Source organism: Kaistella pullorum, assembly GCF_014837035.1.
Lineage (GTDB): Bacteria > Bacteroidota > Bacteroidia > Flavobacteriales > Weeksellaceae > Kaistella > Kaistella rhinocerotis.
Map to the genome: position 1 here is coordinate 205,923 of NZ_JACSPS010000003.1, position 22,314 is coordinate 228,236.

Genomic DNA, 22,314 nt, shown 5'->3' on the forward strand with positions numbered 1-22,314 from the left:
TATGGAAAAACAAGATTTTAAATTCTATTATGAATTTTATAAATTAGACAGCAACGGCAGATCTATTGAAATTGAGAACTCCGTTCCGTTCGATCATGATGATTTAGAATACACAAAAGGGGAAATTGTATATTATCTAGATGTCCTCGATGATATAAATGAAAATGATGTCGCTATCGTAACATATACCGATGGCATTGGTGGGAAAGTTATTGAAGCGAAAGTTTACATTGATAATAGGTGGGAAGATTTAACAGACTCTGAATTCTTGACCTCAAATAAATTCCTTCACATTACTACGTCCGAACAATTTTCCTATTTACCACCTGTAAATACACTGTATAAGAAACCAAAAGTAGAAACTTGGGACGATATTATAAAAAATTTCAGAGCATTTCAGGAAATAGATAATGGAGACAATTCCCAAACATTTCGTAAATACTCACAGTTTTTTCATTGGTATTATTGGCCTGAAGAAGAACTGTTTGCTCCAAGTAAATTTTTAGGATACAAAGATACTACCATCGCCAATTATGATTCATCGGGATCAGGTGGCGAAACCCAAAATGCGTTATCTAAATTTTTCACAAAGCTTGATAAAAACTCAGATGAATTTAAAAGGTTATACCGCGAGTTACAACAAGTCTCTAAGAACAATTTTAAAAAAGATTTGAGTTATAAAATCCTCGATGGCAAAGGAGGGATCTATATTCCAAAAACCAATTAAGCATGGATTTTTTTACTGCAAACGACTTTGAATTACTGAAAGTGCATTCAGGTAAATTAAAGACCCCTGAGGATAATCACACCTACGCAGATCTAAAAAAAATATATGATAAGGTATATTTTTGGTCTACCTTGGTTAAAGATGAAATGTTCCCTAATGGAGCGGTTAAAATAACTCGGAAACCAACCAATCAAGCCAACATTTTTGAATGGTACCATTGGGCCAAACTTTATCCAACTCAAAGCGATTTAGATTACAAGAAACTTGCAATAACACTAAGTATTGAATCAGGAACCAAGTTGGTTGTAAAAATTGATACTGTCGGTGTTTTAGAAAACGATCCTTTACGAAAGTGGTATTACAATTTCAGAAAAAACAACAGCATTGTAAAGGAGTTTACCTTCAAGGATCTCAAGGATTGGGATAGTTTGAAAACCATGACGATTGAGCATATCAATTCTATTCTACCGCATTTTAAAATTCTGAAAGAGGAGTTACTTACTTTAGCATCAAGCAATCAAACCAACCATTGGATTTTCCAAGGAAATCCCGACTATTACGATGTTGTTGGTGCATTAACAAATACGTCCATTACAAGTTGGAAGGTAGCCGCTCACAAGGACAAAATAAAAATTGGTGACAAGATAATATTATGGCTTACAGGTGGTGAATCGGGAGTTTACGGTTTGGGGGAAGTAACATCAGATGTAGGTAAAATAGTTGAAAATGAAGAGGAACTTAGTTTTTACAAAACACAGCACAATCCCAACGAAGACCGAGTTCAAATAAAAATCACCCACAATCTTGTTAAGAACCCGATCTTATCTAATCAGATCAAAGAAAATTCAATTCTGTCTTCATTGAAAGGGGGGAATCAGGGAACAAATTTTTCAGCAACCCAAGAACAATACGACGAACTTATTAAAATTTCACAGTTAGAAACATCAGTAATGAACCATCCACTTAACCAAATCTTGTTCGGGTGTCCTGGGTCGGGAAAGACCTACTCCACTAAAAAACTCGCGGTAGAAATCATTGAAGATCGACAATTTGGTAATACACAGGAGGATCGTGAAGATATCCTAAAGCTTTACGATCATTATTACGAGTTAAAACAAATCAGATTCACCACTTTTCATCAGAGTTTGGGGTATGAGGATTTTATTGAAGGGATTAAACCTAAAACTATAGATCATAAAGTAATTTATGAGGTAGAGGATGGGATATTCACGAAGATTGCTTCTAAAGCACAGGACAATTGGTTAAACTCCCAATCCACAAAAACCAATCATATATCTTTCGAAAACGCTTTGGAAAAACTTAAAGATGAATGGGAGGAGGACAATAATATCAAATTCCCGTTAAAAACAAAGGGAAGCGACTTTACAATTATATCTTTTAACGAAAAAAACTTAAGGTTCAGGAAAGCGAGCGGAGGAACCGCACACACGTTAAGCTTTAAAACGATGAAAGAACTCTTTTATGGGGAAAGAAACCACACTAATCACGGTGTAGGTATTTATTATCCTTCAATTATCGATAAACTAAATTCCTATTCAGATGATACAATAACGACCAAAACTCTTGACCGTTATGTGCTCATTATGGATGAAATCAACCGTGGTAATATTTCTGCAATCTTTGGAGAACTGATTACCCTCATTGAAGATGACAAGAGATTGGGAAGCAAAGAATCCATTGAAGTCATACTTCCTTACAGCAAAGAAAACTTTGGTGTACCGCCCAACCTTTATCTTATCGGAACAATGAATACTGCAGACCGTAGTGTTGAAGCATTGGACACCGCATTAAGAAGGAGATTTTCTTTTACCGAAATGAAGTCGGATCCTCAGGTTCTTCTGACAGCACATGAGCATGAGGGTACAATACCCGAAACCAATATCAATTTAATTTCTCTGCTTGAAACCATCAATAAACGGATCGAACTGTTGGTGGATAAAGATCATCAAATTGGACATTCATATTTTATTTCAGTTAACACTTTACCTGATTTAAAATATACCTTCAAGAACAAAATTATCCCATTGTTGGAAGAGTATTTCTACGGTGATTTCGGGAAAATCGGTTTGGTGTTGGGTGACCGTTTCGTGACCGCATCAACTGCGCATGAGAACAAAAAGATCCTTGCCAACTTCAAGGGGTACGATGATGTTGATTTCCTTACCGACAAGAAAATATATGAGTTTTCGGATATTGAGTTGATGAATCCCTCAGATTTCATTTCAATTTACCAACCCATTTCTATTCCTGCTTAATGAGTTCTAAAAACTTCATACAGGTTTTTGAATACCAAAAATTAAAAATTGGTGAAGATGGTTTTTCAGAGAATCATTTAAACTCTCTCGTGAAATTTAATGAGAAAAACGGGAACAAATATTTTACACCGATCTACAGGGGTGTGCAATTTAACAGTTATGTGGGGGTAATCCAGGTTGGTGGGTTAACAATCGAAATCCTCCCCAAAGCGGATAACTCAGATCACCCCAATAAACAATTGTGGCAAAGTGTATTACTTAATATGCTGAGGGTATGTAAACACATCCAAGTTGATACGGTATCCGAAACAGGACTGAAAAGAAAGAACAATTCTATTCTTGAAGTTTATTTTGAACTCTTCATCCGTGAAGTAGAACAGTTGGTGAAGAAAGGGTTGATTAAGAAATACCGTAGGGTTGAGAATAATCAATTAACATTGAAAGGAAAATTAGTTTTCTCAAGAGATATTCAGAAAAACTTAATTCACAAAGAACGGTTCTATTGTGAGCATCAGGTTTATGATAAAGACCATCAAATCCATCAAATCATCTTTCAAGCTTTGAAGATCGTCGATACGTTGCTGAGCAATAGACTAAAAGACAGGGTTAAAAGATTACTTTATGAGTTTAATGATTTCACGGTTAGGGAATTTACAGCCAAACAATTTCAGGACCTTAAATTGGACCGTAAATCCAAGACATATTCCAAATCCCTAGACATTTCGAAGATGTTGATTCTGAATTATTCTCCAAACTTAAATTCAGGTCAGGATCAGATGTTAACCTTACTGTTTGATATGAATAAATTATGGGAGGAATACATCTACCGTATTTTACAGAAACATCATGACTCAAATCTGTATGAAATCAGTGCACAGTCACAGGATAAATTTTGGGAAAACAAGACCATCCGTCCCGACATTGTAATTAGAAATAACAAAGAAACCTTTGTCATAGATACAAAATGGAAAATTGTAGATAGCAACAATCCTGCAGATGATGACCTGAAACAGATGTTTGCCTACAATCTCCATTGGAAGTCGAGCAAGAGCATACTATTGTATCCGAAAATCACTCAGGAAGACTCCAAATTCGGAAGATACCATCACAAGCCATATAGATTGTCCGACGATACTTTTCAAGAGGTAGAAAACTACTGTAAGGTCGGCTTCTTATCTGTTGTTAGAGATGGTGCATTGCGAGATTCTGAAATTTTAGCAGAAGAAATATTTTTAAAGTTGCAGTCGGTGTTAAAACAAAACTACTGAAATGTTTGATAATTTTTTAAAATCGTGCAAAGAACGTGCAAGGGCATAAAAAAAGTCACCTACAAAATTGTAAGTGACTGATTTAAGAGTGGTTTCTCCAGGAATCGAACCAGGGACACATGGATTTTCAATCCATTGCTCTACCAACTGAGCTAAGAAACCGCCTTCATTACCGTAGTAAAGTGGTGCAAAAGTAAGCATTTACGCTATTGGCTCCAAATTTATTCCGGTAAAATTTTAATGCAAAGCAAAAACCTATTGATTCTCAGCCGCATTATTTTCTTCTTTGCGCATTTGCTCGCTCATTTCTTCGAGTACCGGCTTTATTGTACTCTCGGGGAGATCACTGATTCGGATATACATCAGCCCGTCGATCGCGTCATTAAAGCTAGGATCTACGTTAAAAGAAATCACTTTTGCGTTCTGCTTGATGTATTTTTTAATCAAAACCGGCATCCGCATTTCGGGTTCCAGATCATCGATAATTTTGTCGAGCTTGTTAAGGTCAGACTCCATTTCGTCGAAGAACAGATGTTTGTCGCGGTCTTTCAGTTTTACTTTGAATTCCTTTTTAGGGTGGATATACTGCGCCACTGCAGAATCGTAATAGTGCGAACGCATAAACTCGATCATCAGCGATTTTGAAAATTCCGAGAATTTATTGGAGATACTCACACCGCCCATCAGGAATTTGTGTTCCGGATTTCTAAGACATACGTGCACGATGCCGCGCCACAAAAGGAATAGCGGCAAGGGCTTCTGCTGATACTCAGACGAGATGTAGGCACGGCCCATCTCTATCACTTTGCGGAAAAACGGTCTCAGTTCCTGGTCAAACTCAAACAAAGAACTCGTATAGAATCCTTCGATGCCGTGTTTTTTCATCACCTCGCTGCCCAGCGCCATGCGGTAGGCGCCCACGAGTTTTCGGGCGTTGGCATCCCACAGGAACAGATGGTGGTAGTATTCATCATAGCGGTCCAGATCGAACGGAAGATTGCTCCCCTCACCTATCTTGCGGAAAGTGAGTTCGCGCTGCCGGCCTATTTCACGCATAATGGACGGAATTTCGCCGTATGTAGTAAAATAGAGTTCGTAATTCCCGTTGCGGAAGAGCATTTTGTCGCCAAGTAATGCGATTTCTTTCTCAATGTCATCCTGCGGCGTCTCATCAATGATATTCTGAACTACATTTTCCTCCTTCATGATCGGGAAATTCAGTTTCAGATTGGGTAATTTGAGCTGTTCAGCAATAGATTTCCGCTTTTCGTAATACGATTTCAGCATGTATATTTTGTTCTGCAGAAATTCGCCCATTTCCTCGATCGTATCGTGATCTTCAAGCGCACGCGTCGGCACGGGTTTCCCGACGCGGATGCGTATTGGTTTTTCGCGTTTGTGCATCATTTCGGCCGGCAACATTAAAGTCTGAAGTTCCGGATGCAGTTTTGCGAGTTGGTAGAAAAGACGACTGTTCTTGGCGTGGAAATACATCGGAACCACGGGCACTTTCGCCGCTTTTATAAGTTTAAGAGCCGGTTTTTCCCACGCACGGTCATGTATTTCATTAAAGTCATTATTCTTGTTCGAAACCTCACCGGCGGGGAAGATGCCGACGCAGCCGCCGTTTTGGAGATGTTTAAGTGTTTCGCGCATTCCGGCCGCACTGCTGCGCACTTCCTTTCTGCTTTCAAAAGGATTTACAGGAATCACGTAAGGTTCCATGGGTTTAATCTTTTCGAGGAGGAAATTGCCCATCACTTTGAAATCGGGCCTGATTTCGGTTAAGACTTTAGTCATCAGAATACCGTCAATAGCGCCAAGCGGATGATTCGATACCAAAATGAAAGGTCCTGTTTTAGGGATTTTCTCCAAATCTTCCTCGAACACGATATATTTCAATCCACGCTCGCGGACGAATGCATCAAAAAAATCTTTGCCTTTCTTGTCTTTTAAGATATCATAAAGCTTATTTACCTCCGATATTTTTGTAAGCCGCATGATGGCCGATGCCACCGGATTCTTCAGAAAACCAAGACGGTTCAGGCCTGCCGCGGCGATCAGGTCGTTTTCAGTGATGAGACTCATAGTTATTATCTGGTTATCAGTTGGTTATTAGCTGTACAGTTTTTTTTGAGATTTGCTCTAAGAGGATGGTCTTACCATTATAGAAAGTATGCAATTTTTGCAAATCGGCGTTCCGAACCGTAAAAAGTGAAACATTTTTCACTGTTTCCGTACTGAAATGCTGCGAAAGTTCACGTTCCAGATCGCTGATTTTTTCATATTTATCTTCCAGGCAGAGCGCAAGCGAAATGGCCGAATTCTGCATTAGCGAGACTTTAATTTTAAACTTCGCGAGCATTGAAAAAATCTGGCTCATGTGATCTTCCGCAATGAAGGAGAAATCGCGCGTCGCGATGCGCATCAGATGCTGGTTTTCTTTTAATATAAATGACTCGATATAGCAGTTCTGATCGGTTTCTCCCACCTTTGTTCCCGGCATTTCAGGCTGAAGAAAAGATTTCACGTAAAACGGAATGTTCTTTTGCTGTAATGGCTGCAAAGTTTTGGGGTGAATTACCGACGCGCCATAATACGCCATCTCGATTGCTTCTTCATAAGAAATATTCGGAAGGAGCGAGACATTTTCAAATTTTCGGGGATCGCCGGTCATCACGCCGGGCACATCTTTCCAGATCGTTACCGTTTCAGCATTCATACAATAGGCAAAAATGGCTGCTGAATAATCGGAACCTTCACGACCGAGAGTGACGGTAAAATTGTCATCTTCAGAACCTATAAAACCCTGTGTCACATAGCTTTGCGATTGATTCAGTCTTGAAATATTTCTTTGGGTGTCATCCCAGCTTATCACACCTTCGCGATAGGTGCTGTCGGTTTTAATGAGCTCTCGGGCATCAAGCCATTGATTATCAAAACCTTGATCATTCAGGTAAGCGCTGAGTATTTTTGAGGAAACAATTTCGCCACTACTCACCACCTGGTCATAGACAAAACTGAAGTTGGGCGACTTGTTCCGGCCTAAAAACTCTTCTACCTCGTCGAAAACGGCGGTCATTTTAGCGAATATCTCATGACTTTCGTCGAAGAGCCTTTGCGAAATAGCTGTATGATTTTCTTTAATCTTTGAAAGTTCAGTCGCGAAATCCTGTTTAGCAAAATACAGTTCTACCACTTTTTCAAGTGCATTCGTTGTTTTTCCCATCGCAGATACTACAAGCACACACTGCTCAAATCCCTGTGATTTCAGTACACTCCCCACATTTTTAACGCTTTCAGCATCTTTCACTGAAGCTCCACCAAACTTGTAAACTTTCATTTAATAATAGATTATGTGTACGTCCGATGTTTAACACTAGTTTTCACACCGCAAATACCGGGGTCAAAATTATCAATTTGCGCCGACATACGAAAAAGAAGGGTTGATGACAGAATATATCTTTATTCTTTCAAAACTTTAAAAATATATAATGTACGCCGGCGGTTTTATTCTTCGCTGAAGCCGCAAACATGGCTAAAAATCAAAGAATTTTTCCGAAATTTGAAACATAACAAAAAGAAAAAAAATGCCAGAACAGAATTTTCAGACCCTCGGGGAATTTATTATCGACAAACAGGAAGATTTTCAATATTCCACGGGTGAACTCTCCCGCTTACTGAGTGCGATCCGGCTTGCTTCCAAAGTGGTGAACCGCGAAGTAAACAAGGCCGGAATTGCAAACATCATCGGACAGTCTGGCAATGAAAACATACAGGGCGAAGAACAGCAGAAGCTAGATGTTTTGGCGAATGAGATCTTCATTGAAGCGCTTTCTCAGCGTGAAGTAGTCTGCGGGATCGCATCGGAGGAAAGCGATGATTTCATCGATGTGCGTTGTGGTTCAAATGCCCACTTAAGTAAATATGTCGTGTTGATCGATCCCCTCGACGGTTCTTCAAACATTGACGTTAATGTCTCAGTAGGAACTATTTTTTCGATTTACCGACGTGTCACCGAGCCCGGAACACCGGTTGCGCTGGAAGATTTCCTTCAAAAAGGCGTTAATCAGGCTGCCGCAGGATACGTGGTTTATGGCTCCTCAACGATGATTGTTTACACCACCGGAAATGGCGTGAACGGTTTTACACTTGATCCAAGTCTTGGCACTTATTATTTGTCTCATCCGAATATGAAATTCCCGGAAACAGGAAAAATTTACTCCATCAATGAAGGGAATTACATCAAATTTCCGCAGGGTGTGAAAAATTATATTAAATATTGCCAGCGCGAGGAAGAAGACAGACCTTATACTTCACGTTATATCGGCTCCTTGGTTTCAGATTTCCACCGGAATATGATCAAAGGCGGCATTTACATTTACCCTTCTACATCGCAATCCCCGAACGGAAAACTCAGGCTTTTGTATGAATGCAATCCGATGGCTTTCCTTGCCGAGCAGGCGGGCGGAAAATGTACCGATGGCTTCCAGCGCATCCTCGAGATTCAGCCGACCGAGCTTCACCAGCGTGTACCGTTTTTCTGCGGCAGCTCTAAAATGGTGATGAAGGCCGAAGAATTCATGCAAAATGCCGCTCAGCAATAAATGGAGGCAAGTTTTTTCTCATTTGTTCTGAACTTTAAAAGACCCGGTGGTACGTCGCGGGGTGTTTTACATATCAAAGAAACTTTCATTCTGAAAGTTACGGACGGTCACAGAACAGGAACCGGTGAGTGCGGACTTTTTCGCGGTCTGAGTGCGGATGATGTGCCCGAATACGAAGAAAAACTCGCGTGGCTTTGCCAAAATATCGATGCAGATACCAAAACCCTTGCGAAGGAACTCCGCGAATTTCCGTCGATTTGGTTTGGATATGAGCAGGCGATCTTAAATCTAAAACATGGTGGAAAACTTTATTTTCCAAGTGATTTTACTCAGGGTGAAGCTTTCATAAAGATCAACGGTCTGATCTGGATGGGTGATGTGGAGTTCATGCAGAAGCAAATTCAGGAAAAACTTTCAGCAGGTTTTGATTGTTTAAAATTAAAGATTGGCACCGATTGGTCTTCCGAAAAAAAAATCCTCAAACAACTTCGCCAAGACTTTCCACCGCAACAGCTCGAACTTCGGGTAGATGCGAACGGCGCATTCACACCTGAAGAGGCAAAAAAAGTTCTGCACGAACTGGCTGAACTGGAAATTCACTCCATTGAGCAACCAATAAAAGCCGGGAATACCGCGCAGATGCGCAAACTGTGCTCAGATTCGCCAACTCCAATCGCACTCGACGAGGAACTTATCGGCGTTTTTGATTTTGAAGCTAAAAAGGCATTATTAGAAACTGTTAAACCACACTTCATCATCCTGAAACCATCACTGGTGGGCGGTTTTGCAGGTTCAGATGAGTGGATTGCAATTGCCGAAGACCTGGGAATTGGCTGGTGGATCACGTCTGCCCTCGAAAGCAATATCGGTTTGGCGGCCATTGCGCAATATACGTTCACCAAAAATCCTGGAATACCGCAAGGTCTGGGAACTGGCGGACTTTTCACCAACAATTTTGAAACACAGCTTTTCCTTGAAGGTGATGAACTTTGGACAAATCCCGTCGGCTAAACTGTTTGTCACAACATCAGAATAATGCAGAATTCAAACAAAAAAAGTGAATTACATTCTAAAAACGGTACCCAAGTGAAAGCCCGCTTCTCACACCGGCCCACGGACCGTCAACATTGATATTTGCGCCATTTGCATCTGTGGCAACCGTATATTCCACAAACGGAATGTCCAGATCTTCAATTTCGGTTTTCAGTTCGGCTTGTTCAGCAGGCGTCAGCGCACGCGGCGATCTTGCACGGAAATCTCCTTTTCCACCACCATAATGACCACCAGCGATCCAAAAATCCAGCACCCAGCTGTCCGTTTTTCCTAAAAACCACTGTGCCCCTACCATCAGGCCGGCACTGTTTCCCTTAGCCTGTCCGGAAATCGACATCGGTACTGTATCACCGGAAAAATCGACATCAAGTACTACATTTTCAGCATCGAACGTGGTGTGGCGATAGTAAGGCGCGAAATAGAAACCTTTTCCATATCCCTGTCCCAAATAGATCCGCGGCTCTATCGTAAAATGGCTCTGCGAAATCTCGATATCCTCAAACTCCGTGTCCTTGATAAAGCTGTTGCTGAACGGAATTCCTCCTTTTGCCACGGTACCATAGCCTACTGACACTGAAAAACGCTTATTGATGATGCGTTCATAAGTGAGGTTAACGTTCCGGAATGCGTAAGCAGTCACATTGGTCTTCACAATGTTCATTTTCGGGGCAGCTTCAGACCCAATTTCAGGCTCTGTCTGCGAAAACAGTGCAGCTGGCATCATCACTGCCAATAATAAAGTTCTCATGGTTTAATTTTTTTTAGTTTTTATAGAAACGCACTTTGCGTAGGTCTCTTTAATCAAAATTAAAAATTTTTAGCATTGGATGCATATTATTTAATCAGATATAACATTCTTAAACAATTAAAAATAATTCAATAGGAAAACAACTGCAGCACATTTACATTTAGAGGTATAGCCTAAAATCCGTAAATTTGCGTGTATTAGAATTCTAAAATGGACGAAGAAAAAAAACCGCTCAACTTTATTGAGCATATCATCGAGGAAGATTTAGCCAACGGTTTTTCTAAAGACCAACTGCGCTTTCGTTTTCCGCCGGAGCCCAATGGCTACCTGCACATTGGCCACACCAAAGCGATTTGCATCAACTTTGGTTTGGGTGAAAAATACGGAGCGCCTGTGAATCTTCGGTTTGATGACACCAATCCTGAAAAAGAAGAACAGGAATTTGTAGATGCCATAAAAGCCGACATCAAGTGGCTGGGCTTTACTTATGACAAAGAATTATACGCATCCGATTATTTTGAACAGCTCCACGATTGGGCCGTACAGATGATAAAGGACGGAAAAGCATACGTAGATGAGCAAACTTCAGAGGAAATTACTGCGCAGCGTAAAAGCCCATTTGAAGACGGCATCGAGTCTCCTTACAGAAACCGTCCGGTAGAAGAAAGTTTAGAACTTTTTTCTAAGATGAAAGCCGGCGAGTTTCCTGAAGGGGCCATGTCTCTCCGTGCGAAAATAGATATGTGTTCACCCAACATGAACATGCGCGACCCTGTTATGTACCGCATCCTTCGGCGTCCGCACCACCGTACGGGTGACAAATGGAAGATCTATCCAATGTACGACTGGGCGCACGGGCAGTCTGATTATATCGAGCAAATCTCTCATTCACTGTGTTCGCTGGAATTCGAAAACCACCGACCTCTCTACGACTGGTATCTTGACCAGGTTTATGATGATAACAAAGTACGGAACAAGCAGCGCGAATTCGCGAGGATGAACGTGTCATACATGATTACTTCGAAAAGAAAACTGCAGCGTTTGGTGGCTGAAAATGCCGTTACCGGGTGGGATGATCCGCGGATGCCGACTATTTCGGGCATGCGTAGACTCGGTTATCCGCCGGTGGCCATAAAAAATTTCATTGACCGTGTAGGCGTTGCCAAACGTGAAAACCTCATTGATATCCAACTTCTTGAGTTTTTTGTACGTGAAACTTTAAACAAAACCGCAACACGTGTGATGGCGGTGGTAGATCCGGTGAAACTCATCATCACAAACTATCCTGAAAACGGAGAAGAATGGTTGGAGACTGAGAACAATCCGGAAGACGAAAATGCAGGATCGCGCCAAATTCCTTTTTCACGCGAACTTTATATTGAACGCGAAGATTTCAAAGAAGAAGCAGGAAACAAATTTTTCAGACTTAAAATTGGTGGTGAAGTACGTTTAAAATCGGCGTATATCATTAAAGCAGAAAGCGTTGACAAAGATGAGAATGGCGAAATAACCACAATCTACGCCGCGTACGACCCGAAAAGTCGCTCAGGGAGCGGAACTGAAGAGAGCTTGCGAAAAGTGAAAGGAACACTGCACTGGGTTTCTGCTCAGCACGCACTGCCTGTGGAAGTAAGAATCTACGACCGACTCTTTACAACGCCGCAGCCCGATGCAGAAAAAGAAGCTGATTTCATGGAGTTCCTGAATCCGGAAAGTTTAAAAATTGTAAAAGGTTTTGCCGAACCATCTCTTGCAGAGGCCGAAACCGGCGCGCCCTATCAGTTTCAGAGAATCGGATACTTCACGAAAGACCGAGATTCAACAGCCGAAAACCTGGTTTTCAGCCGTACCGCGACACTGAAAGACAGTTATAAACCCGAATAAACCAACCAAATCCTTTCGCCATCGAAAGGATTTTTTTTTAATACAAGCGACTTTGAATATTTTAACAGTATTTAAAAGCGCGTAAAACCCTAAAAGTTTTTTCCCGTCGTAATTATATTTTAACTTCGCCTAAATTTTTTTTATCGTGATCAGAAACCTATTATTATTCATCATACTCCTCGTTTCCGCCAACTTTTACGCGCAGGAAAGCATAAATTTTGAAAAAGGTAACTTCAAAGAGATTCTGGCGAAAGCCAAAAAAGAAAAGAAATTGGTATTCTTAGACGCATTTGCGGTGTGGTGCGGCCCGTGCAAGATGATGGAGAAAAATATCTTTCCTTTGCCGGCCGTTCGCGATTACTACAATGCCAACTTTATCAATGCTAAGATCGACATGGAAAAAGGTGAAGGCATCGGGATTGCGCAGCAGTACGGTGTACGTTCTTACCCGTCTTATCTTTTCCTCAATGGTGACGGCGAAGTGGTGAAACAGACCATCGGTTATATGGGTGAGGAGGCTTTCCTGGCTTTTGCGAAGGAAGCAAACAATCCGAAATACGCCACATCTTCCATCAAAGAACTTTTTGAAAAAGGTGAATTTTCGCCCGAATTTTTACTGAACATGATGCAGCTTTACGCACAGAGCAATTTTCCTTTGGCGCAAAAAGCCTCGGAGCGTTATTTTGACGTTAAGAAAAACCAACCACTCACTCAGGAAGAAGTCGGAATGCTGCTTTATTTTACCAAAGCGGTTTCAGATAAAAATTACAGCACCTTCCAGACGAGAAAAAGCGAGATCGTAGCTTTCATCTCAGAGGATGTCTATAAGCAGTTTGACACCAATATAAAGATTTCAAACCTGCTCGAAAAAGCAGTAAATACAAAGACAGGACTGATTGATGACGATGTTTTTTACAAAGGAGCAATTCCGCTAGTAGGAACTGAAGAGGCCGAAACGGCGCTTTACCGCACAAAAGTGATCATGTATGCAAATGCGGGTCATTTCGCGGAGTACGAGAAAGCGGCATTGAAATACTATTCAAAATCAGAAAATTTCTCGCAGGACGAACTGCTGCAGGCTGCTTTTATTTTCAGTGAACACGTCGATAACCCCGCGTCGCTTCGCAAAGCACAGGAATGGGCAGAAAAATCGGTGATGCTGGCTGAAACACCTGAAAACACGTATGTTCTGGCAAAACTTTATGCCAAGACAGGTCAGAAAGATAACGCAAAGACCTATGCGGAATCATCCGTTCATCTATCAGAAACACAGGGCAAAGACGCCACGCGTGCCCAACAACTTCTTCAAACATTAAATTGACCGAACCCATTTTGAAAAAAATAATCCTTGTGCTGAGCCTGATAGCATGCGCCATCCTGCCCGCGCAAACAACCCCGGAGAGTACCGACAATCAGGTCTACGTGAAAGCAAATGCCGTTTTTTTACCCATCGGGATGCTCAATGCCGCGGCAGAATTCCAGGTAGGTGAAAAAACCACCCTTCAGCCTGAGATTTTCATTTCACCGTGGAAATCCTTCCTTGGAAAATATGCGCAGATATACATGCTGGGTTTTGATGTGCGGCACTATTTTTCCGAGGCATTTAAGCACTTTTACGTAGGTGCGAACATCACCGCAGCGCGCTACAAGATGCAGAAATACAACTACTGGTCGGACGGACCTTTCCAGTACGAGCCAGATGCACCGATTTACGTCACTTCTGAACTGTACCAGGATGGTTACACATTTTTTCTCGGCGCCGTAGCCGGCTATCAGTGGCAGATCAGTGACAAGTGGAATATTGACGCCTTTCTTGGCGGTGGTACTGCCCAAAGTTTCTACAAAGGTTTTCACAAAACAATGGGTGTGCGCTACGATACCGATCCTGACCGAGAATACAACCGCAGCGGAGAACTGGTACCCTACCGTGGCGGCCTCATGATTTCCTACAAAATCCGATAAAAAATGGATATTAAAAGTAAAAAATACTGGCTGATCGCGGCCATCACTTTCATCGTCCTTTTCCTCATGAACTATTTGGGAAATGACCAGGCCGACAGGCTCGAGCGTGCGCTGATGACCGCCGCGGCGGGCGTGGTGGGCCTCACCATCGGCATGTGGTTCGTCTTTAGGAACTCTAAGGATGACACCTACCACGATTTCGACTGATCTTTTTTGGGCGGACATTTCCCGCTGTCCGCTGTATCCCGCCGCGGCGGGGATGCCGCTTCCATCGGGGCCGCAGACCGTCTCTAATTCCACATTCCGTTTTGGATCGAAAGTACTCCGTTTACGTTCTGCCGTACTTTACGTTCTGCCGGAGAGTTTCCGCATATTTGGTATCTTTGCACCATGATAAAAATCGGGAATATAGAGCTGCCGGAATTTCCGTTATTGCTCGCACCAATGGAAGATGTTTCAGACCCGCCGTTCCGCCGGCTTTGCAAAATGCACGGTGCTGATCTGATGTATTCCGAATTCATTTCTTCCGAAGGTCTCATTCGCGATGCGATGAAAAGCCGCAAAAAACTCGATATTTTCGATTACGAAAGACCTGTCGGCATCCAGATTTTCGGTGGTGATGAAGAAGCGATGGCGCTTTCCGCGAAAATAGTGGAAACCGTAGAACCCGACCTGGTAGACATCAACTTTGGCTGCCCGGTAAAAAAGGTAGTTTGCAAAGGCGCCGGCGCCGGCGTTTTGAAAGACATCGACCTGATGATAAAACTTACGAAAGCCGTGGTGAATTCCACACACCTTCCCGTTACCGTAAAAACGCGGCTTGGATGGGATACAGAAGGTATCAATATCATGGAAGTAGCTGAAAAGCTGCAGGATGCGGGTGTAAAAGCGCTAACGATTCACGCGCGAACCAGAGCACAAATGTATAAAGGTGAAGCCGATTGGAATTACATTCACGCTGTTAAGAACAACCCGAATATTGAGATTCCTATTTTTGGCAACGGCGATGTAGATTCTCCACAAAAAGCGCTGGAATACAAACAAAAATACGATTGTGACGGCATCATGATCGGTCGCGGTGCCATCGGTTATCCGTGGATATTCAATGAGATCAAACACTTTTTCGAAACCGGAGAGATTTTACCCGAACCCACGATTACAGACCGTCTGCTCGCCGTGCGTCAGCACGCCGAGTGGAGCGCAGAATGGAAAGGTGAAAGACTCGGACTGATCGAAATGCGCCAACATTACAGCAATTATTTCCGCGGTATCCCGCATTTCAAAGATTTCCGCCGGAAATTCCTGGAGGTTTTCACGCTCGGGGAAATGGATGGGGTCATCGCTGAAGCCGCTGACTTCTACAAAGAGTTTTCTTATTAAGTACTGTATTTTATTTGCCGCGGAAATCCCTAGCCCTGATTGCAGCGGCATCCTTTTTTGACGAGGAACGAGGAGAAAAAGATACAGCGGAAAGCAGGTACCCGGCTCCTGAATTACTGTAACTTTCAGGGGAGAACACTTACTAATCATTAAAACATTTTTTAAATGCTTAGAGCAAATCACGTCACCAAGACATACAACGCCGGTAAGAAACTGGCATTAGAAGATTTCTCAATCGAGGTTCCGGAAGCCAGTATCTACGGTCTTCTTGGTCCCAACGGTGCCGGCAAAACTACTTTTATCCGCATCATCAACCAGATAACGCAGGCAGACTCCGGCGAGGTTTTCATAAACGGCCAGAGGCTGAATCCTGATCACATCCGCCAGATCGGGTATATGCCCGAAGAGCGTGGACTCTACAAAAACATGTCGGTGGGCGACCAGATCCTTTACTTTGGCGAACTGAAAGGAATGAGCAAAAATGATGCGCTGAACCAGGCAAAATACTGGTTCGAACAACTGCAGATTGACCAGTGGTGGAAGAAAAAACTGAGCGAACTCTCAAAAGGGATGGCACAGAAGATACAGTTTGTAGTGACTGTGCTGCACCGCCCGAAACTTTTGATTCTGGACGAACCTTTCTCAGGTTTTGACCCGGTGAATGCGAATCTGATCAAAGACGAAATACTCAACCTGAAAAATAATGGCACCACGATCATCCTTTCCACGCACCGCATGGAAAGTGTGGAAGAAATGTGCGATTCTGTGGCATTGATCGACCATGCGAAGAAAGTACTTGACGGTAAAGTCTTCGATGTGCGTGAACAGTTTAAGAAAAATATATTCGGCGTAACGCTGAGCGAAGTGAATATGGAAGATCTTGAAATTTTTAAGTCTCAATTTGAAGTGAACAATTTCACGGAGCGCAACAACCTTGTTTCATTCGACCTTAAAACCGGTAATGAGCAGAATTTGCTTTTGAATGAACTGATGAAAATCGGAAAAATCCGCACGTTTGATGAGAAAATTCCGAGCATGAACGAAGTTTTCATCAATGCCGTAGCAAGGAGGTAGCGGATGGCTGATTGCATTTGGCGGAATCGGAGTAAAAGAAAGAGCGGCAAGCATTTAATAATTATTGAAATTTGAAATGAAAAATATTTTCCTCATCACAAAACGCGAATATCTTACGCAGGTCAAGAAAAAATCCTTCATCATCCTGACGCTGCTGGCGCCGGTGCTCATGATTGGTTTTGGTGTGCTGATCGCATTTATGTTCAAAGCTAACGAAAGTTCAAGCACCTTCAACGTCATCGATAAAAGTGGCCTTTTCGTATCTAAACTTAAAAGCGACGAGTCTGTAAAATATGTTTTCGTACCTAAGGAGAATGAGCGGGCACTCAGTTCCACGCTGAAAGATATGGAAGGAATCGAAGGGTTGCTGATCATTCCCGAGCTGCAGGAGAATGATTTTGAAAACCTGCAGAACAACACCAAACTGCTGCTCAACAAGAAAATCGGCATGGATACGAAACAGCGTGTGACGAAAGATTTAACGGAAGTCATCAAACAGGAAAAAATAAAGACGCTCGGCATTTCGCAGGATCAGATCGTGAATCTCGACAAAAGTTTCGCGCTGAAAACCGAAAATGTGGTAGATAAGAAACAGGCAGATACCGACCTCGATTTTGGTGTGCGTTCCGGCCTCAGCATGGTATTGATGTACGCCGTCTTCATGTTCATCATCATCTACGGTGTGCGTGTGATGCGCAGCGTTCTCGAGGAAAAAAACAACCGCGTGGTAGAAATCATCATCTCATCGGTGAAGCCTTTTGAACTGATGATGGGCAAAATCCTCGGTGTGACACTGGTCGCACTTACACAGTTCAGCATTTGGATTACCATGTCGGTTTTAGGTGCGATAACGCTGAATACAGGCTTTGCCACTATGCAGAAAGACCTCCCAGTAGGTGCCGAATCTGCGGCGGCGATGGAAAAATTCGATTTTAAACAGGTTGCGGGTGAGATCTCGCATATCCTTCTTGACATGAATTTTGCGCTGATTATCTTCGTTTTCATCGTGTTTTTCCTGTTGGGCTACATCTTTTACAGCTCGATGTATGCGGCAATTGGTTCGGCGGTGGACAATGAAACCGAGACGCAGCAGTTTACGCTGTTTGCCATCGTGCCGCTCATGCTCGGCATGTACGGCAGTTTCACGATTATGAACAATCCGGAAGGGCCGCTGGGTTTCTGGCTTTCGATAATTCCTTTCACGTCGCCGGTGGCGATGATCGCGCGTATTCCGTTTGGCGTACCGGCGTGGCAGATCGCACTTTCAATGATATTACTGGTAGTTTCGACGCTGCTCATGATCTATATTGCCGCGAAAATTTACCGCGTCGGTATTCTGATGTACGGAAACAAAGCGAGCGCGAAGGAGATATGGAAGTGGATCAGGAGCTAAATGATTTTAATCACGCAGGTATTTTTTTTTCGATTGATGGAATTATTTTCTGTAATTTGGCTGAATTGGCAGCTTCACACATTTAATTCTTTATGAAAAAATATTTCCTAATTGCGCTGGGCGTTTTATTGTTAAACTCATGTGCTACCACGCTTCTTACAGACAAGGACGTCAGTCCTGCAGAAGTTAAAAATATTTCATACCACGAACCAATTTCGTTCATCAATCTTATTGAAAAAGGAAATCAGGCTAAACTGAATGATTCGCTATCCCACGTTTCTACGGTGATTTTAGATTCAATCATAAAAAATTCAGGCCACCCGAAGGTCAGCAAAAGATTAGATGTTACCGAGCAGAAACTTAAAATGCGTCTGGAAAATGACTTGCTTAAGACCGTGAGTGAAATCCGGAAAGTCAATAAATTAGAAGCTGTGAAAACGACAGCTTTAATGGACTCGGTGGTTAAAAGCGAAAATCAGCGGTTTGCCCTCTTTGTAATTAATTCCGGTTTTGCGCGAAGAAAGAACAATTACGGCAATCAGATTGTGAAAGGAATTGGAGTAGGAATTCTAACGATGGGTATATATACACCCGTTCCTATAAAAGCCACAACTTCTACCTACGCGATGATTTATGATGCGCAAAAAAGTTCGGTGGTTTTCTTTAATTATCTTCCTGCAATTGAAAGATCTCCGGTGGATAAAAAAAACTTGAGTAACATTTACTCTCTTCTTTTCGATAAATATTACAATGCAGAAAAAAAATAGATAACTGCAGAAAAATTTAGTGGCCGTAAAAAATCCCATCAAACTCAATTGATGGGATTTTTGTAAATATTTAAGTTTTTATTTACTGAAAAATATAACTCAGACCAAGGCTGAAGACCTGCTCGGTCTTGCGTTTCGAAATATTCGGGTCGCTGCCGTTTTCGCTCATCAGACCTTTGTAGGTATTGCTGAGTCCGAAATCGTAACGGCTGGTGATTTCAAACTGACGCTTTAGCGAAAATCCAACTCCAATGCCCAGCGCAAAATTGAAAGACGAAGCTTTTCCGTTCACCTCGCCCTCACCTTCTACGGTATAGCGTTGTGGTGCATTCTTGATATTTTGGCTCATCAGAAAATTAAATTTCGGACCGGCCATCGCAAAAAATTCGGTTTCAGCTTCAGAAAGATAGGCCTTAAAATAGACCGGTACACTGATGTAGTTATTAGCATATACCGCGTCATAGCCCGGATAAGCTTCTGCATCTTTGTCCTTACCTGTTTCGCCGGCACCCAGATATTCAATGCCGGGCTGTAGGTAAAACTGGTCACTGCTGTCTACCGGAATAAGTGCCAAGACTCCTCCAAAACCCGAATAAATAGGACCCGAAGGATTGTGCGCGTTGGTCACCCGCGAATACGTACCGCCGGCTGTGAGGCCGAAACGCGTGCTGCGTAAATCAATCTGCGCGGCCACAAAAGTAGCTGCGCAGAGTGCTGAACTGATTAGTAGTTTTTTCATATTTGTGTTTGTGTGTTTTTAGCCTAAAACCTTGGCAACGGTAGAACCGATCTCCGCCGGAGAATCTACTACGTTAATCCCGTTTTCGCGCATGATGGCCATTTTCGCCTGTGCAGTATCTTCATCACCACCTACGATAGCACCTGCGTGGCCCATTGTACGGCCTTTTGGCGCAGTCTGACCTGCGATGAAACCTACAACAGGCTTCGTAGAACCGCTTTCTTTGTACCATCTTGCAGCTTCCGCCTCCAGGTTTCCACCGATTTCACCAATCATTACTACGGCCTCAGTTTCCGGATCGTTGATGAAAAGTTCCAATGCTTCTTTTGTCGTAGTTCCGATGATTGGGTCACCACCGATTCCGATCGCTGTAGAAACACCGAAGCCGGCTTTCACAACCTGATCAGCTGCTTCGTAAGTTAAAGTTCCCGATTTCGAAACGATACCTACTTTACCTTTTTTGAAAACAAATCCTGGCATGATACCGATCTTGGCTTCATCAGAAGTGATGATACCCGGGCAGTTTGGCCCGATGAGGCGTGTTTCGCGGTCTGCGATGTATGCTTTCACCTTCACCATATCTTCCACCGGAATACCCTCTGTGATACACACGATTACTTTGATACCCGAATCTGCAGCTTCCATAATAGCGTCAGCAGCAAATGCAGGCGGTACAAAAATAATAGAAACGTTCGCTCCTGCTTTTTCTACAGCATCTGCCACAGTGTTGAACACTGGCTTCCCAAGGTGCTCAGAACCGCCTTTTCCAGGGGTTACACCACCTACTACGTTGGTTCCGTACTCAATCATCTGCTGTGCATGGAAAGTTCCTTCGTTACCGGTAAAACCCTGTACAACTACTTTAGAATCTTTGTTTACTAATACTGACATGTTTATGTTTTTTATATTTTTAATTAATTCAATTATACTTCCTGAACACTACAAAGTTACAACTCTTCATACTTCTTCAGAATACTCAGTACGCCCTCCCTGTCAACTTTCATTTGTTCGATGTCCGGTGCCAGCGATGGTTGTGCCGCGGTAATGATGGCGAGTTTTTTCTTCATACTGTTAAAAAGTCCTACATTCTCTCTTTTACCTTCTTCATTTACGAAAATATCGGTCATCTGCACAGAACCATCATACCCGTGCGGATAGTAGTCGCGGTACCATTTTATCTTGCCATCGTAAATAACTTCGTAAAGCCTGCTTCTACCGGGCAGTATGTTCTCGAATCTTCTCTCATTATTCTTAAAATCAGTAAAAAGAAGACTTTTCACAGTAGTGGCGCGCACTTTCTCGGTTTTCCCAGTGGCGTTGATTTTTGTGAGCTTCTCATTAAGTGATAGTTCATTGAGTAGATCCGGCCAGAACATATTGGTTACTACCCTCAGCTTCACATTCACAGTATCATTTTCCCAGGTGACGAGCTTTGCATCAAGCTCCTTTCTCTGAGAAAAAAGCATTGAAAATGAACCAATCAAGAAAAGGAGTGTTAGTTTTTTCATTTTATAAATTCTTGAGTTTTACCTCCTTTCTAAGATACTGCTTGAATTCTTCTGCGATCGGGCCGAAATAGGTTCCTTTTTTCAGATCGCGGTTTACGCCACATTTTGCCAAAAGCACAGTTCCTTTTTCCACGCGCACGCCGGATGCCATACCTACCTGCCCCCAGATTGTCACCTCATCTTCGATGATGCAGCAGCCCGCGATACCGGTTTGCGATGCGATAAGCACCTTTTTCCCGATAATGGTGTCGTGGCCGATCTGTATTTGGTTGTCTAAAACAGAACCTTCGCCAATCACCGTAGAATCGGTCACACCACGGTCAATTGTGCAGTTGTTTCCAATTTCAACATTATCCTCAATCACTACATTTCCGACGGATATAAGTCTGTCGAAATTGCCGTTAAGTTTTCTGTAATAGAAAGCGTCGCCGCCTAAAACGGTCCCGCTTTGGATGATGACATTATCACCAATCACCGTTCGGTCGCCTAGGACCACATTTGGAAAAATAATACAGTTCTTTCCGATTTTTACATCATTTCCAATCACCACACTTGGATGAATTTGGCTGTCATCGCCGACTTCAATATCGTGAAGCTGTTCGGCAAAGTTGTAAATCCGGGTAAAATGCGTATTGATCAGATTAAAATCACGAAACGGATCATCAGAAATGATCAAAGCTTTTCCCTGCGGACAAGCCACCTCACGATCGATCAAGATTACCGTAGCCGCAGAGTTAAGGGCTTTGTCGTAATATTTCGGATGATTGACGAATACGATATCACCCGCGCGAACCCTGTGAATCTCATTGGTGCCGAAAACCGCAAAATCTGCCTCTCCCACGTAGCGCGCACCAACGAGGTCTGTAATTGATTTTAATGTTTGAGGCTGATTGAAAGTCATTTTTCAGGTTCTATGGGTTAGTTCGGG

Annotated in this window: 20 protein-coding genes and 1 tRNA gene; 13 read left to right on the forward strand and 8 right to left on the reverse strand. The window is 42.6% G+C overall.

From position 1 onward, the window contains the following. The first annotated feature begins 1 nt into the window (after position 1). Genes H9628_RS09510 through H9628_RS09520 form a run of 3 tightly spaced genes read left to right on the forward strand, consistent with a single transcriptional unit; the run spans position 2 to position 4,271 of the window. The gene (locus H9628_RS09510) at positions 2 to 727 is read left to right on the forward strand and encodes a hypothetical protein (RefSeq protein WP_251833914.1); all 726 of its coding nucleotides are present in this window, start codon (positions 2 to 4) and stop codon (positions 725 to 727) included. Between the two features lie 2 nt (positions 728 to 729). After that, a complete protein-coding gene (locus H9628_RS09515) occupies positions 730 to 3,003 on the forward strand; it encodes an AAA family ATPase (protein WP_251833915.1) in 2,274 nt (757 codons plus the stop codon). Next, positions 3,003 to 4,271 carry an McrC family protein gene (locus H9628_RS09520; RefSeq protein WP_251833916.1) on the forward strand — a complete coding sequence of 423 codons (1,269 nt, stop codon included), beginning with the start codon at positions 3,003 to 3,005 and terminating at the stop codon, positions 4,269 to 4,271. Before H9628_RS09515 ends, H9628_RS09520 begins: the two co-directional genes overlap by 1 nt. An 89-nt stretch (positions 4,272 to 4,360) precedes the next feature. On the opposite strand, the gene H9628_RS09525 is transcribed toward H9628_RS09520, so the two are convergent. The 3 genes from H9628_RS09525 to H9628_RS09535 all read right to left on the reverse strand — a co-directional run bounded on the left by H9628_RS09525 (position 4,361) and on the right by H9628_RS09535 (position 7,614). Further along, a tRNA-Phe gene (locus tag H9628_RS09525) sits at positions 4,361 to 4,433 on the reverse strand. A gap of 93 nt (positions 4,434 to 4,526) precedes the next feature. Beyond that, positions 4,527 to 6,359: a lysophospholipid acyltransferase family protein gene (locus H9628_RS09530; protein ID WP_251833917.1), complete on the reverse strand. Its 1,833-nt coding sequence runs from the start codon at positions 6,357 to 6,359 to the stop codon at positions 4,527 to 4,529. Between the two features lie 16 nt (positions 6,360 to 6,375). After that, positions 6,376 to 7,614 carry an aspartate kinase gene (locus tag H9628_RS09535; protein WP_251833918.1) on the reverse strand — a complete coding sequence of 413 codons (1,239 nt, stop codon included), beginning with the start codon at positions 7,612 to 7,614 and terminating at the stop codon, positions 6,376 to 6,378. 247 nt (positions 7,615 to 7,861) lie between these two features. Here H9628_RS09535 and fbp point away from each other — a divergent pair, with 247 nt between their 5' ends. Together fbp and H9628_RS09545 are read left to right on the forward strand one after the other, a co-directional pair. Then, entirely contained in the window at positions 7,862 to 8,878 is a 1,017-nt protein-coding gene (gene fbp, locus H9628_RS09540) for a class 1 fructose-bisphosphatase (RefSeq protein WP_251833919.1), read from the forward strand. Then, positions 8,879 to 9,889, forward strand: a complete 1,011-nt coding sequence (locus tag H9628_RS09545) for an o-succinylbenzoate synthase (RefSeq protein ID WP_251833920.1) — start codon at positions 8,879 to 8,881, stop codon at positions 9,887 to 9,889. A 58-nt stretch (positions 9,890 to 9,947) separates the two neighbouring features. Here H9628_RS09545 and H9628_RS09550 read toward each other — a convergent pair whose 3' ends face one another. Then, positions 9,948 to 10,679: a DUF3575 domain-containing protein gene (locus H9628_RS09550; protein WP_251833921.1), complete on the reverse strand. Its 732-nt coding sequence runs from the start codon at positions 10,677 to 10,679 to the stop codon at positions 9,948 to 9,950. A gap of 210 nt (positions 10,680 to 10,889) precedes the next feature. Here H9628_RS09550 and H9628_RS09555 point away from each other — a divergent pair, with 210 nt between their 5' ends. The 8 genes from H9628_RS09555 (at position 10,890) to H9628_RS09590 (ending at position 19,139) form a co-directional block, all read left to right on the forward strand. Beyond that, positions 10,890 to 12,563, forward strand: a complete 1,674-nt coding sequence (locus tag H9628_RS09555) for a glutamine--tRNA ligase/YqeY domain fusion protein (RefSeq protein ID WP_251833922.1) — start codon at positions 10,890 to 10,892, stop codon at positions 12,561 to 12,563. A 145-nt stretch (positions 12,564 to 12,708) separates the two neighbouring features. Then, on the forward strand, positions 12,709 to 13,884 hold the full coding sequence (locus H9628_RS09560; RefSeq protein WP_251833923.1) for a thioredoxin family protein: 1,176 nt from the start codon (positions 12,709 to 12,711) through the stop codon (positions 13,882 to 13,884). Positions 13,885 to 13,895: 11 nt separating this feature from the next. Beyond that, the gene (locus H9628_RS09565; RefSeq protein ID WP_251833924.1) at positions 13,896 to 14,525 is read left to right on the forward strand and encodes a DUF3575 domain-containing protein; all 630 of its coding nucleotides are present in this window, start codon (positions 13,896 to 13,898) and stop codon (positions 14,523 to 14,525) included. 3 nt (positions 14,526 to 14,528) lie between these two features. After that, positions 14,529 to 14,732, forward strand: coding sequence for a hypothetical protein (locus H9628_RS09570; RefSeq protein ID WP_251833925.1), 204 nt, complete (start codon positions 14,529 to 14,531; stop codon positions 14,730 to 14,732). Positions 14,733 to 14,915: 183 nt separating this feature from the next. Continuing rightward, entirely contained in the window at positions 14,916 to 15,905 is a 990-nt protein-coding gene (gene dusB, locus H9628_RS09575) for a tRNA dihydrouridine synthase DusB (protein ID WP_251833926.1), read from the forward strand. 165 nt (positions 15,906 to 16,070) lie between these two features. Next, positions 16,071 to 16,979 (forward strand): ABC transporter ATP-binding protein, encoded by a 909-nt coding sequence (locus H9628_RS09580; protein ID WP_251833927.1) that lies wholly within the window; start codon positions 16,071 to 16,073, stop codon positions 16,977 to 16,979. 76 nt (positions 16,980 to 17,055) lie between these two features. After that, on the forward strand, positions 17,056 to 18,372 hold the full coding sequence (locus H9628_RS09585; RefSeq protein ID WP_251833928.1) for an ABC transporter permease: 1,317 nt from the start codon (positions 17,056 to 17,058) through the stop codon (positions 18,370 to 18,372). A 92-nt stretch (positions 18,373 to 18,464) separates the two neighbouring features. Continuing rightward, entirely contained in the window at positions 18,465 to 19,139 is a 675-nt protein-coding gene (locus tag H9628_RS09590; protein WP_251833929.1) for a hypothetical protein, read from the forward strand. Positions 19,140 to 19,221: 82 nt separating this feature from the next. Here H9628_RS09590 and H9628_RS09595 read toward each other — a convergent pair whose 3' ends face one another. From H9628_RS09595 to H9628_RS09610, 4 genes are read right to left on the reverse strand one after another with little or no spacing between them, the layout of a single operon-like run. Further along, on the reverse strand, positions 19,222 to 19,878 hold the full coding sequence (locus H9628_RS09595) for a porin family protein (RefSeq protein WP_251833930.1): 657 nt from the start codon (positions 19,876 to 19,878) through the stop codon (positions 19,222 to 19,224). 18 nt (positions 19,879 to 19,896) lie between these two features. Next, entirely contained in the window at positions 19,897 to 20,769 is an 873-nt protein-coding gene (gene sucD / locus H9628_RS09600) for a succinate--CoA ligase subunit alpha (RefSeq protein ID WP_251833931.1), read from the reverse strand. Between the two features lie 56 nt (positions 20,770 to 20,825). Beyond that, positions 20,826 to 21,386 carry a hypothetical protein gene (locus tag H9628_RS09605; RefSeq protein ID WP_251833932.1) on the reverse strand — a complete coding sequence of 187 codons (561 nt, stop codon included), beginning with the start codon at positions 21,384 to 21,386 and terminating at the stop codon, positions 20,826 to 20,828. Position 21,387: 1 nt separating this feature from the next. Then, entirely contained in the window at positions 21,388 to 22,287 is a 900-nt protein-coding gene (locus H9628_RS09610; protein WP_251833933.1) for an LpxD N-terminal domain-containing protein, read from the reverse strand. Positions 22,288 to 22,314: the final 27 nt, after the last annotated feature.